At 69.3% G+C, this 13,103-nt stretch carries 11 protein-coding genes and 1 tRNA gene; 8 read left to right on the forward strand and 4 right to left on the reverse strand.

What is annotated here, in order from left to right; translation table 11 throughout:
* Positions 1-31 precede the first annotated feature (31 nt).
* Positions 32-108, reverse strand: a tRNA-Arg gene (locus tag FHW12_RS03135).
* Between the two features lie 108 nt (positions 109-216).
* Between FHW12_RS03135 and FHW12_RS03140 the strand changes: the two genes are divergently transcribed.
* Positions 217-1,035: a DODA-type extradiol aromatic ring-opening family dioxygenase gene (locus tag FHW12_RS03140; protein ID WP_182529526.1), complete on the forward strand. Its 819-nt coding sequence runs from the start codon at positions 217-219 to the stop codon at positions 1,033-1,035.
* A gap of 11 nt (positions 1,036-1,046) precedes the next feature.
* Here the strand turns inward: FHW12_RS03140 and FHW12_RS03145 are convergent, their stop codons facing one another.
* Positions 1,047-1,184, reverse strand: coding sequence for a hypothetical protein (locus FHW12_RS03145; protein ID WP_182529527.1), 138 nt, complete (start codon positions 1,182-1,184; stop codon positions 1,047-1,049).
* Between the two features lie 152 nt (positions 1,185-1,336).
* Here FHW12_RS03145 and amaB point away from each other — a divergent pair, with 152 nt between their 5' ends.
* The 7 genes from amaB (at position 1,337) to FHW12_RS03180 (ending at position 9,353) form a co-directional block, all read left to right on the forward strand.
* Positions 1,337-2,869 (forward strand): L-piperidine-6-carboxylate dehydrogenase, encoded by a 1,533-nt coding sequence (gene amaB, locus FHW12_RS03150; RefSeq protein ID WP_182529528.1) that lies wholly within the window; start codon positions 1,337-1,339, stop codon positions 2,867-2,869.
* A gap of 132 nt (positions 2,870-3,001) precedes the next feature.
* Positions 3,002-3,496: a c-type cytochrome gene (locus tag FHW12_RS03155; RefSeq protein ID WP_182529529.1), complete on the forward strand. Its 495-nt coding sequence runs from the start codon at positions 3,002-3,004 to the stop codon at positions 3,494-3,496.
* Between the two features lie 95 nt (positions 3,497-3,591).
* Entirely contained in the window at positions 3,592-3,876 is a 285-nt protein-coding gene (locus FHW12_RS03160) for a DUF4190 domain-containing protein (protein WP_182529530.1), read from the forward strand.
* 11 nt (positions 3,877-3,887) lie between these two features.
* On the forward strand, positions 3,888-4,919 hold the full coding sequence (locus FHW12_RS03165) for a quinone-dependent dihydroorotate dehydrogenase (protein ID WP_182529531.1): 1,032 nt from the start codon (positions 3,888-3,890) through the stop codon (positions 4,917-4,919).
* Positions 4,916-5,971, forward strand: coding sequence for a UDP-N-acetylmuramate dehydrogenase (gene murB / locus FHW12_RS03170; protein ID WP_182529532.1), 1,056 nt, complete (start codon positions 4,916-4,918; stop codon positions 5,969-5,971). The genes FHW12_RS03165 and murB overlap by 4 nt, the downstream gene beginning before the upstream one ends.
* Positions 5,972-6,079: 108 nt before the next feature.
* A complete protein-coding gene (locus FHW12_RS03175) occupies positions 6,080-7,921 on the forward strand; it encodes a DUF1800 domain-containing protein (RefSeq protein ID WP_182529533.1) in 1,842 nt (613 codons plus the stop codon).
* Positions 7,922-7,934: 13 nt separating this feature from the next.
* Positions 7,935-9,353 carry a DUF1501 domain-containing protein gene (locus FHW12_RS03180; RefSeq protein WP_182529534.1) on the forward strand — a complete coding sequence of 473 codons (1,419 nt, stop codon included), beginning with the start codon at positions 7,935-7,937 and terminating at the stop codon, positions 9,351-9,353.
* A gap of 125 nt (positions 9,354-9,478) precedes the next feature.
* On the opposite strand, the gene FHW12_RS03185 is transcribed toward FHW12_RS03180, so the two are convergent.
* Together FHW12_RS03185 and FHW12_RS03190 are read right to left on the reverse strand one after the other, a co-directional pair.
* Positions 9,479-10,387, reverse strand: coding sequence for an adenylate/guanylate cyclase domain-containing protein (locus FHW12_RS03185; RefSeq protein ID WP_182529535.1), 909 nt, complete (start codon positions 10,385-10,387; stop codon positions 9,479-9,481).
* A 442-nt stretch (positions 10,388-10,829) separates the two neighbouring features.
* Positions 10,830-13,100 carry a thiamine pyrophosphate-dependent enzyme gene (locus FHW12_RS03190; RefSeq protein WP_182529536.1) on the reverse strand — a complete coding sequence of 757 codons (2,271 nt, stop codon included), beginning with the start codon at positions 13,098-13,100 and terminating at the stop codon, positions 10,830-10,832.
* Positions 13,101-13,103: the final 3 nt, after the last annotated feature.

Genomic DNA, 13,103 nt, shown 5'->3' on the forward strand with positions numbered 1-13,103 from the left:
CGCGCGGACGGGGATCCTCGCGCGCATGGAATGGCGACCCCGGCCCGATTCGAACGGGCGACCTCGCCCTTAGGAGGGGCGCGCTCTATCCAGCTGAGCTACGGGGCCGTGTGGCCGGCGCATTGTAGCGGCTCGGTCCGATGCGGCCTACCGTGCGGCTTGCCTCGTGCGCGTCGCGCCTCCATATCGCCAACCATGCCCATGGAAACCACCGCGATGAACGCCTCCCCACGCCTGCCGACCGTCTACCTTCCGCACGGCGGTGGACCGTGCTTCTTCATGGATCCGCCGGCGCAGGCGCCGCACGCCTGGGACGGCATGGCGGCCTACCTGCGCGGCCTCGCGGCCGCGATCGGCGCGAAGCCGTCGGCGATCCTCGTCGTCTCCGCGCATTGGGAGACGGTGCGGCCGACCGTGAACAGCGGCGCGCACCCCGGCATGCTGTTCGACTACTACGGCTTTCCGCCGCACACCTATCGCCTCGCCTACCCGGCGCCCGGTTCGCCGGTGCTCGCGGCGCGCGTGCGCGCGCTGCTCGCCGATGCCGGCATCGCGTCCGACGAGGACGCGACGCGCGGATACGACCACGGCGTGTTCGTGCCGTTCCTCCTGGCCTGGCCGGACGCCGACGTCCCGGTCGTGCAACTGTCGCTGCAGGCCGGGCTCGATCCCGACGCCCACCTCGCGATCGGGCGCGCGCTCGCGCCGCTGCGTGACGAGGGCGTGCTCGTCGTCGGCAGCGGCATGAGCTACCACAATCTGCGCGAGTTCTTCGCCGGCGACGCGCGCGTCACGATCGGTGCGCAGCAGTTCGACGAGGCGCTCACGCACGCGGTCGAGGACGCCGATCCGCGCGGGCGCGATGCACGGCTCGTCGACTGGAAGGCGATGCCCGCGGCGCTCGCCTGCCATCCGCGCGCGGAACACCTGCTGCCGCTCATGGTGGTCGCGGGCGCGGCTGGCGACGACCGCGGTCGTCGCACGTTCAACGACCGCGTGTTCGGCAAGGCCGTGTCGGCGTTCCAGTTCGGCTGACCGCGCCGCCCTCAGTCGCCGTCGAAGCCGTTGCGGAAGATCACGAGCGTATCGACGTCGCTGGCGAGCGGGCCCGCATTGACGGTGAAGTCCAGGGTCGTCTCGCCGCGCCGAATACCGGAAAGTGTCCGACCATGGCGGTCGCGCATGTTCGCCGGTGCGAGCCGTGCGCGCCATGGCGGCGCGGCCCGCCTCCCCTCGCAACCTCGGCGAGCCTCGCCCGCCGCCGGCCGCGTGCCCGTCCTGCTATAATCGCCGGTTTCACGCGCCCCGCCGCGTCCCCGCTTTTCCTGGAGTCTCCATGTCCGCGCAGATCCTCAAGTCCCTCGGCCTCGAGCCGGTCAATTCGGGTACCTACCTCGGCCACGGCGAATGGTCGAAGACGACCGACGCCGGCCTGCTGCAGTCGATCAACCCGAGCACCAACGAGGTGATCGCCGAAGTCCACTCGGCCAGCGCGAGCGACTACGAGACGATCGTCAAGCGCGCACAGGCCGCGTTCACGACCTGGCGTTCCACGCCCGCGCCGCGCCGCGGCGAGGCGATCCGCCTGTGCAGCGAAGCGCTGCGCACGCACAAGGACGCGCTCGGCTCGCTGGTCGCGCTCGAGATGGGCAAGTCCAAGCCCGAGGGCGACGGTGAAGTGCAGGAGATGATCGACATCGGCGACTTCGCGGTCGGCCTGTCGCGCCAGTTGTACGGCCTCACGATGCATTCGGAGCGTCCGGGCCACCGCATGTACGAGCAGTGGCACCCGATCGGCCTGGTCGGCATCATCTCCGCGTTCAACTTCCCGGTCGCGGTGTGGGCCTGGAACAGCTTCATCGCGGCCGTGTGCGGCGACATCTCGATCTGGAAGCCGTCGCCGAAGACGCCGCTGTCGGCGATCGCGGCGATGAAGGTCTGCAACGACGCGCTCAAGGCGGCCGGCTTCCCCGACCTGTTCTTCCTGTTCAACGACGCCGGCACCGAGCTCGCCGCGACCTTCGTCGACGACAAGCGCGTGCCGCTGATCAGCTTCACCGGTTCGACGAAGATCGGCCGCATCGTCGGCGAGCGCGTCGCGCAGCGCATGGGCCGCTCGCTGCTCGAGCTCGGCGGCAACAACGCGATCATCGTCGACCAGACCGCCGACCTGAAGCTCGCGATCCCGGCGATCGTGTTCGGCGCGGTCGGCACGGCCGGCCAGCGCTGCACGACGACGCGCCGCCTGTTCGTGCACGAGTCGATCCACGACGACGTGCTCGCCAAGCTCGTCGCCGCGTACAAGCAGGTCGAGAAGAAGATCGGCGATCCGACCGACGCGAAGAACCTCATGGGCCCGCTCAACAGCCGCGACGCGGTGCAGGCCTACCTCGACGCGATCACGCAGGCGAAGGCGAGTGGCGGCAAGGTCGAGACCGGCGGCGCCGCGATCGAAGGCAGGGGCAACTTCGTGCTGCCGACGATCGTCACCGGCCTGTCGAACGACGCCGCGATCGTGCAGCACGAGACGTTCGCGCCGATCCTCTACGTGATGAAGTTCGGCTCGCTCGAGCAGGCGATCGACATGCAGAACGCGGTGCCGCAGGGCCTGTCGTCGGCGATCTTCACGCAGAATCTCAAGTCGGCCGAAGCGTTCCTCAGCGCGTCCGGCTCCGACTGCGGCATCGCCAACGTCAACATCGGCACCTCGGGCGCCGAGATCGGCGGTGCGTTCGGCGGCGAGAAGGAAACCGGCGGCGGCCGCGAATCGGGCTCCGACGCGTGGCGCGCGTACATGCGACGCCAGACCAATACGATCAACTACTCGGACGCGCTGCCGCTCGCGCAGGGCATCAAGTTCGAGTTCTGATCTCCGCGGGAATCCCCGGGGGCGCACCCGTGCGTCCCGGCAGGTGCTGCCGGCTTCCTGATAGGAACCCATGCCGGCAGCCGTATTGGACGTACGAAGGCGCGGCACTCGCCGCGTCGCCAGAGACGTCCGATGAACAAACTCGTCATTGCCCTCGCCGTGCTGCTCGGCGCGAGCGCCGCCGTCGCCACGCTCGCCGCCGCGTCGCGCAACGACCTCGTCCAGCGCGGCCGCTACGTCGTCATGATCGGCGGCTGCAACGACTGCCACACGCCCGGCTTCGCGCTGGCCGCCGGCAAGGTACCCGAATCGCAGTGGCTGACCGGCGACGAACTCGGCTGGTCGGGCGCATGGGGCACGACCTACGCGCCGAACCTGCGCCTGCGCTTCGCGACGATGGACCTCGCCGCATTCAAGGGCTACGCGCATGCATTCACCGCGCGCCCGCCGATGCCCTACTGGGCCGTCAACGCGATGAGCGACGCCGACCTCGAGGCACTGTATGCATTCGTGCAGTCGCTCGGCCCGGCCGGCAAGGAAGCACCCGCGGCGCTGCCGCCGGGCGTCGCGCCGCCCGGCCCGGTCGTGCAGTTCCCCGCTCCGCCGCCGGCACTCGCCGCGCACTGACGGAGCGACCGCGCGCGGCGCGTTGAACCGCCGCGCGCGAGTGACTACTCTTGCGCACCGGCGCCGCACGCGCGCCGCATTCCGGTTTCCCGCGCATGAACGCCACTCCTTCGCGTACGAGCACGACCGCGGTGCTCAGCCTCGTGTTCGGCATCGTCTGCTGGTTCGCGCTGCCGTTCATCGGCGCCGTCGCCGCGGTGATCTGCGGCCATCTCGCGCGCGGCGAGATCCGCCGCGCGCCGCCCGGCACGATCGAGGGCGACGGCATGGCGATCGCCGGGCTCGTGCTCGGCTGGGTCCATCTCGCGCTGTTCCTGCTCGCGTTCATGGCGATCATGCTGTTCTTCGGCGGCCTCGCGTTCTTCGCGCACTGGCATTGAACGGATCCGGCTTGTACGCACTCGCCCGCCCGTTCCTGTTCTGCCTCGACGCCGAACGCGCGCACGATCTCGGCCTCGCGGCGATCGAAGCCGCCTGGCGCACCGGCACGAATCCGCTGCTCGCGGCGAAGCCGCAGCCGCTGCCGGTCGATGCGTTCGGCCTGCGCTTCGACAACCCGGTCGGCCTCGCCGCCGGCCTCGACAAGAACGGCGCCCACGTCGATGCGCTCGCCGCGCTCGGGTTCGGCTACATCGAAGTCGGCACGACGACGCCGCGCGCGCAGGCCGGCAATCCGAAACCGCGCATGTTCCGGCTGCCCGAACACGAAGCGGTCATCAACCGCCTCGGCTTCAACAACGGCGGCGTAGACGCGCTCGTGCGCAACGTCGAGCGCGCACGCTACACGGGCGTGCTCGGCATCAACATCGGCAAGAACAAGGACACGCCGAACGAACGCGCGACCGACGACTACCTGCACTGCCTCGAACGCGTGTACGCGCGTGCGAGCTACGTCACCGTGAACATCTCCTCGCCGAACACGCAGGGCCTGCGCGACCTGCAGGAGGAGGAAACGCTCAAGCGCTTCATCGGCACCCTGCGCGACGCGCAGGAACGCCTCGGCGCGAAGCACGGCCGGCGCAAGCCGATGCTGCTGAAGATCGCGCCGGACCTCGCCGAGACGGAGCTCGACGCGATCGCCGACGTGCTGCGCGCGGCGCGCATCGACGGCGTCATCTGCACCAACACGACGATCGACCGCGCCGCGGTCGTCGGCCACCGCCATGCGGCCGAAGCAGGCGGCCTGTCCGGCGCGCCGCTGTTCGCACGCTCGACCGCGGTACTGCGCGGCATGCACGAGCGACTCGGCGACGCCGTGCCGCTGATCGGCGTCGGCGGCATCGTGCGCGGCGCGGACGCGGCCGCGAAGCTCGAAGCCGGCGCGACGCTCGTGCAGTTCTACAGCGGCATGGTCTACCGCGGGCCGGCGCTGATCGGCGAATGCGTCGAGGCGATCCGGCGCGGCCGGGGCGCCGGCGCATGAGCGGGCACCACGTCGGCGCGGCGATCGCCGAAGGCGACGGCTACACGATCGTCGAGAACGCCTCGCTGCTCGGCCGCAACACGTTCCGCGTCGCCGCGCGCGCAGGCATGCTCGTCGACGTGCGCAAGCCGGCCGCGCTCGGCGAACTGTTCGACTACGCCGCGCTGCGCACGCAGCCGCTGCTCGTGCTCGGCGAAGGCAGCAACATCCTGTTCACGCGCGACTGGCCCGGCGTGGTGCTGGCGATCGCGGCGCATGGCGTGCGCGTGCTCGACGACGGCGGCGACCACGCGCGCGTGCGCGTCGAGGCCGGCGAACCCTGGAACGACTTCGTGCACTGGTCGCTCGCGCACGGCTACGTCGGCCTCGAGAACCTCGTGCTGATCCCGGGCACGGTCGGCGCCGCGCCGATCCAGAACATCGGTGCCTACGGCACCGAGGTGCGCGAGTTCATCGTCGCGGTCGAGGCCTGGGACCGGCACGCGCGGCAGCTCGCGCGCCTCGACAACGTCGCGTGCGCATTCGGCTATCGCGACTCGGTGTTCAAGCGCGAACGCGACCGCTACGTCGTCACCGCGGTCGAATTCGAACTCGCGCGCGAGCGGCCGCTGCGCCTCGACTACGCCGGCGTGCGCGAGGAACTCGCCGCGATGGGCGTCGACGAACCCCGCGCGCCGGCGGTGGCGGAAGCGATCGCACGCATCCGCACGCGCAAGCTCCCCAATCCGGCGCTGATCGGCAACGCCGGCAGCTTCTTCAAGAACCCGCTCGTCGATCCCGCACTGGCCGACGCGCTTGGGCAGGCGCATCCCGCACTCCCCGCGTGGCCCGCCGGCGCGCAGAGCAAGCTGTCCGCCGCCTGGCTGATCGAAACCTGCGGCTTCAAGGGGCTGCGTGAAGGCGACGCGGGCGTGTCCGACCGGCACGCGCTCGTGCTCGTCAACCACGGCCATGCCACCGGTGCCGAACTGTGGGCACTCGCCGAACGCGTGCGCGCCGGCGTGCGCGAGCGCTTCGGCGTCGAACTCGAGGCGGAACCGCTGGTCGTCTGAGGCGTGCCGTCCGACGGCCGCCGCCTCGAACCGCGCGCGCGATCACAACCTGCGCCGCCGCTTCCGGCACAATCGCGCGACTTCCTTCGCGCTTCCGGAGCCGGTTCCATGGCCTCAGCCCCTGCGAGTGCCGCGTTCAATGCCGCCCGCCGTCGCCTGTTCGATGCGGTGTTCGCCGCGGTGGCACCACCGACCGATCCGCTGCTGTCGCGCCGCCGGCCGGGCCGCGACGGCCTCCTCGACGACCTCCCCGCGAGCCCCGAATCGCTCACCTCGCCGCCACCGGCGGTGCGCTGGCTCGTGCGCGCGACCTGTGGCTATTCGACCCTCGATCTCATCGCGTTCGACGCCCTCGGCAGCACCGACGACGCGCGCTGGCAGGCCTGGGTGGCGCGCCAGCTCGCGCCCGCCACGATCGACGACAGTGCCTGCAGCAGCCGCCTCGCGAGCGCCGGCTTCACCACGCTCGACAAGACGCCCGAGCAGCTGTGGGCGGCGCGCGAGGCGATCGGCAACAGCAACTACTACCAGCGCATGCTGCCGATCGCCGAAACCGAGTGCGCGACGCTGATCCGCCAGCTCCACAGCCAGCGCCAGCTGTTCGAGGTGATGGCGTCGTTCTGGCACGACCATTTCAGCGTGTTCGGCTGGGACTACGACGGCGGCCCGCTGTTCCCGCCGTTCGACCGCGACGCGATCCGCCCGAACGTGTTCGGCAATTTCCGCACGATGCTGCAGGCGACCTGCGAATCGGCGGCGATGATGTACATGCTCGATCTCTACACGAGCTACTCGGGACACCCGAACGAGAACTACGCGCGCGAACTGATGGAACTGCACACGCTCGGCGCGGAGAACTACGCGGGCATCGTCGACGATCCCGACGACGATCCTTCGCTGCCGACCTACATCGACTGGCAAGGCAAGATCCAGCGCCTGCAGTACGTCGACGACGACGTCTACGAAGCCGCGCGCGTGCTCACCGGCTGGACCATCTCGCACAGCACGTACGAAACCCGCAACGACCCGAACCCCGGCGCGTTCGAGTACGTGCAGGCGCTGCACGACGCCGGCGTCAAGCGCGTCCTGCACCGCAATTTCTCCGCCGGCGGCGGGCAGAACGACGGCACCTTGCTGTTCGACATGCTCGCGCAGCATCCGGGCACCGCGCATTTCATCGCCGGCAAGCTGTGCCGCCGCTTCATCGGCGACGTCGTTCCCGACTCGCTCGTGCAGGCCGCCGCCGACCTGTTCCACCAGCAGTGGCAGGCACCCGACCAGATCGCGCAGGTGGTCGCCTTCATCCTGCACTCGAACGAGTTCAAGACCGGGTGGGGCACGAAGATGAAGAGCCCCGCGCGCAGCGTCGTCAGCGCGCTGCGCGCGACGCTCGCGAACTTCACGCCGGTGCCGGACAACAGTTCCACCTACACGCCCACCGAAGAACTCATCGGCCGCCTGCAGGCGGCCGGCCAGCGCCTGTTCTACTGGCCGGCGCCGAACGGCTATCCCGACACGATCACCGCGTGGTCGAGCACGGGCGCTCTCGGCCTCACGCTGAAGCTGCTGCCGCGCCTGCTCGAGATGCACCAGACGGAAAGCTACAACAATGCCTACCCGTTCATCGTCGACGTGCAGGGACAGACGCTGGGCGCGTTCCCGAATGCGGCCGACCGCACCGCGTCGAACGTGATCGGATACTGGTGCGACCGCCTGCTCGGCTACCGGCCGCAACCGACCTTCGGCGTCGCGCTCGACTTCTTCCGCCAGGAGGCCGCCGCGAGCGATCCGCTCGACCTCGTCACGGATTCCACCGACAACGGCCAGCCGCAGCACGTCGGCGTCTGGCACCTGAACCCGCCGAACACGCTGTCCAAGCACTACACGATCGCGCGCCTGCGCGTCGCGATCGGCCTGCTGCTGTGCTCGCCCGAATTCCTGCGCCGCTGAGGGGACGATCGCCATGAATGCATTCAATCGCCGCGATTTCCTCAAGGGATGCTGCGTCACCGCGCTCGCCGCCGGCACCGGCAGCCGCGCACGCGCATACTTCGCGCCGCCGCCGCTGCTCCCCGCGACGGCGACGGACGACACGCTCGTGGTCGTGTTCCTACGCGGCGCGATGGACGGCCTGAGCCTGCTGCCGCCGGGCTCGGCGAGCCCGTACCGCGCCGACTACGAAGCCTCGCGCACGAACACGCGCGTGCCGCTGTCGGGCACCGGCGCCGCGCTCGCGCTCGCCAACACGACCTGGGCGCTGCATCCGCGCGCGACCGGCCTGCGCGCGCTCTACCAAGCCGGCCACGCCGCGTTCGTGGTCGCCGCCGGCCAGGTGCAGCCGAACCCCGTCGTGCGCAGCCATTTCGAGGCGCAGTCCAACCTCGAGTTCGGCATCGGTGGCGGTGGCGGCAACGGTATCGGCTGGCTGACCCGCCACCTCGTCAGCGGTGGCCTGCCCGCGAACGTGCCGCTGCCGGCCGCATCGATGGGCAGCATCACCGCGAACAGCCTGCTCGGCAGCAGCGACGCGATCACGATGAACAGCGGCTCGGACTTCCGCCTCGACACGTTCCACTGGTCGTGGCAGAACGACGACGCCGCACACGGCCTCGTCGGCGGGGTGAGCCGCATGAACGCGCTGTGGGGCAGCAACGCGACGCTGCTCGAGCGCGCCGGCATGGAGACGCTCGATTCACTCGCCCTGCTGCGGCCGATCGACTTCAATCCCTACGACGCGGCGAACAACCCCGACGGCTACCAGCCGACCGGCGGCGCGAACTACACGCTCGCCAACAACGGCGGCTTCGGCACGCAGCTGCGCAACGTCGCTCAGATGATCAAGCTCAACCTCGGCCTGCGCGCGGTCACGATCGACCTCGGCAACTGGGACACGCACGTCGGCCAGGGCAATCCGACGCAGAGCTACGACTGGTTCGGCAACCAGGTCGAGAGCCTTTCGCAGGGGTTGTCCGCGTTCTACACCGATCTTTCGACCGCGGCGTCCGGCAACCTCATGCAACGCGTCAGCGTGATCGTGGTCAGCGAGTTCGGCCGGCGCGTGCTCGAGAACTCGGACGGCGGTACCGACCATGGTTACGGCAACGTGATCACCGTGCTCGGCGGTGCCGTCAACGGTGGACACGTCTACGGCACCTACCCTGGCCTCGCGAGTGGCGACCTGTACGAAGGCAACGACGTCGCAGTGACGACCGACTACCGCCAGGTGATCTCGGAAGCACTGATCCGGCGGATGGGCAATCCGAACATCTACTACGCGTTCCCCGGCTACTCCGGCTACGCGCCGCTCGGCATCTTCCAGGGTGCCGACCTGCCACCGTCGGGATTCGACCAGATCTTCAAGAACGGATTCGAGGCTGCCTGAAGGAAGTCTCGTCATCCCCGCGAGCGCGGGCATCCATGCTGCTCGCACGCACTCCGGGCGAAGGAAAGATGGATTCCCGCTTTCGCGGGAATGACGACATTATCGGAAGCTTCCCCTGCGGCAGTTCACTCGCCGCCGCACTGGAACCAGATCAGGTCCGCGTCGTCGATCTGGTGCGCCTGGCCGAGGCTGATCGAGCCGCTGCGCCGCAGGTGCGTCTCGTCGCGGTGCACGAACAGCTCGTCGTCGTCGCCGATCTTCAGCCAGCTGCCGTTGGTCGAGCGGTCGGCGAGCATGAAGTAGCCGCGTTTCCATTCGATCAGCGCGTGGTTGCGCGACACCCATTCGGTTTCTACGACGAGGCTGCTGGCAGGGTCGCGGCCGATCGAGAACGGCGTGCCTTCGTCGAGCTCGAACACCTGGCTCTTGAAGCGCAGGGTCAGGCGCGGCCGATCGGGCGGCGCCGCGTCGACCGCGGACATCACGCGCTGCACCGTCGTCACGTGCGCGAGGTCTTCCTGCCAGAGGACGTCGACGATCTCGATCGGCGCCTGCTTGCCGAGCACCCAGGCGCTGCCGAGGGGGCGCACGCGCAGGCCGGTCGTGTTGGTCACGCCGTTGACGGTGCTCGCGGTCGCCACGATCTGGTCGCGGCGCGCGAGGCTCTTGTCCGCCATGCGTGCCGCGGTATTCACCGCGTCGCCGAACACGTCGTCGTTCTCGACCAGCGCGTCGCCGTGATGCAGGCCGATGCGGATCGCGAGGTTGTCGCGCTGGAACTCCGGATCGGTCTTGATGCGACGGTGCATGTCGGTCGCGGCGAGCAGGCCGTTCAGCGGACCGGGGAACGTGCACATGATCTCGTCGCCGATCGTCTTGACGACACGCCCGCCGTGGCGCGCCGAGACCTCGGCGAGCGCGAGCAGCACGTTCGCGACGATGCGCCGCGCCGCTTCGTCGCCGCGCGTTTCGAACAGCCGCGTGCTGCCGGAGACGTCGGCGAAGAGGATCGTGAGGGGGCGGCGCTCGGTCATTGCGGAAATCATAGCGAATCCACGCGGCCACGGCATTTCCGTGCTGGACTCCGCATTTTCTACTCGTGACCCATCGTGCGCCGCCGCTTCCCGCGGTGGAACGTGGATCGCTCGCCATGCGCGCCAATGTCACACCGGTGGCCGTGGTCGCGGAACGCGCCTTCCACAGGCGATCCGGCGAGGGGGATCGCCAACCGCGCGACGATGCTGCAGCTCGATCGCGGCGTCGACGTTACGAATCCCGCCGCTGCTCAGCCCGGAGGTCACGATCCTGGGCCGATCGGCGGCGGGAGCCTGCTTCGTCGCGAACTGCAACGGCACCATGAACACGCAGGCGTGTGTCCCCCATCGCGCTGGTCTGCGACGTGATATTCCCAGCGGATTCGAAACACCGTAACGTACGTTCGGAACCAAGGGGGCGCCGCATCGCGGCGCCCCTTCTTTACTTCGCGAGTTCGCGCGCCGCGGCGACGATGTCGGCATCGCCCGGCAGCACGAGGAACGCCGCGCCCGCAAGCGGGGTGTAGGTGTCGGCGCCGACCACGCGGCGCAGCGGCTTGGCGCCCTCGCCCGCTTCGACGATCGCGGTGATCACGCCTTCGCCGACGCCGGCGGAATGGCGTCCCTCGTCGACGACGAGGATGCGCTTCGCACGCTTGGCCTGCTCGCCGATGAACTTCTCGTTGAGCGGCACGAGCCAGCGCAGGTCGACCGTGCGCACCTTCCAGCCGAGCGCCTTGCCGATCTCGCGCGCGGCACGCAGGCTCATCGGCACGCCGTTGCCGTAGGTGAAGATCACGAGGTCCTCGGCATCCTCCTCGTACACGCGCGCCTCGCCGAGCGGCATCGCCTGGTCCGGCGCGGGATATGCGGTCAGCCACTGGCCGTCGCCCGCCTCGTACAGGTCCTTGGTCATGTACAGCGCAATCGGCTCGAGGAACACCGTCACGCGCCCGTTGACCTTCGCCAGCGCCGCGAGCGTGCGCAGCATCGTCGCCGCGTCGTCGCCGCGACTCGCGCAGCCGACCACGAGGCCCGGGATGTCGCGCAGCGCGGCGATCGAATTGTCGTTGTGGAAATGCCCGCCGAAACCGCGCTGGTAACCGAGGCCGGCGATGCGCACGAGCATCGGGTTCTTGTACTGGTTGTTCGAGAAGAACTGCAGCGAGGCCGCCTCGCCGCGGATCTGGTCGCAGGCGTTGTGGAAGTAGGCGAGGTACTGGATCTCGGGCACCGGCAGCATGCCCATGTTCGCATAGCCCTGGGCGAGGCCAAGGATCATCGTCTCGTCGAGCAGCGTGTTGAACACGCGCGCGTTCTTGAACGCCTTGTGCAGGCCCTTGGTGACCGTGTAGACGCCGCCCTTCTGCGCCACGTCCTCGCCGAACAGCAGCGTCTCGGGGTACTTGCAGAACAGGTCGTGCAACGCGTTGTTGATCTGGATCGCGAGATGGCGCGGCGCGAGCTTCTCGGGCAGCTTCTCCGCGCCGCCGAACACGGCAACGCGCTTGTCGGCGTAGTCGACGCGCCCGGCTTCCGCGGCAACCTTGTCGGGCGTGTACGGCGCGAGCGGCGCCATCACGTCGTCGAGGCGGTCGAGCTTGGGCCGGCGATCGGCTTCCTCGGCCGCGGCGAAGCACTTCCTGCGGATGTCCTCGTACTTCGCGAGCAGCGATTCCTTGGTGTAAAGACCCGACTCGAGCGCGATCGACGCGCTGCGCAGCAGCGGATCGGTCGCTTCCACCGCGACCAGTTCCTCGACGCTGCGCCACTCGATCTCGAAGTCGGTTCCCGCGTGGCCCATGATGCGCGTCGTGCGCAGGTGCAGGAACGTCGGCCGGCGCGTCGTGCGGCAGTGGTAGACCGCTCGCGCGACCTGCTCGTAGCCTTCGGCGATGTCGAGGCCGTCGGCGTAGAAGTAGTCGAGGCCGTCGCGATGGCGGAACGCATTGCCGATCCAGCCGCCCGGCGTCTTCACAGAAATGCCGATGCCGTTGTCCTCGCACACGAACAGCACCGGCGCCGGCAGCTTCTGGTACGCGGTCCACTGCGCGGCATTGAATGCGGTCTGCGCGGTCGCGTGGTTCGACGACGCGTCGCCGAACGAGCAGATCGCGATCGAATCCTCGGGGATCGGCAGCGCGTGGCCGATGCGGCGCGCCTGTTCGATCGCGACCGCGGTACCGAGCGCCTTCGGCAGGTGCGAGGCGATCGTCGAGGTCTGCGGCAACACCCAGAGCGGCTTGCTGCCCCAGACCTTGTGGCGGCCGCCCGAGGCGGGATCGTCCTTGCTCGCCGCGAACGACAGCGCCGAATCCATGATCGGATCCATGCCCGGCAGCTTGCGGAAGCGCTCCGCCATGAGCGCACCGCTGCGGTAGTGCAGGAACGCCGGATCGGTATGGCGCGTCAGCCGCGCGACCATCGCGTTGCCTTCGTGGCCGGACGAACCGATCGTGTAGAACACCTTGTTCTTCACGCGCAGAACGCGCGCCATGAGGTCGAGGTGGCGCGACACGAGCTGCGACTCGAACAGCTCGATGAAGTCGTGCGCGGTGCACAGGCTGCCCGGCAGCACCGGCTCGTCGGCTCGCGGCGCGCGACGCGGCGAGCCGCTCCAGGCCTGCACGTACTCGGCGAAGTTCTGGTCGCAGACTTCGGCGCGATTGACGTTCTTGTGGCGGGCGGGAATGGGCGTCGGTATCGCGTTCATCGA

The organism is Dokdonella fugitiva (assembly GCF_014138265.1).
In the GTDB taxonomy this organism is placed as follows: Bacteria; Pseudomonadota; Gammaproteobacteria; order Xanthomonadales; family Rhodanobacteraceae; genus Dokdonella_A; species Dokdonella_A fugitiva_A.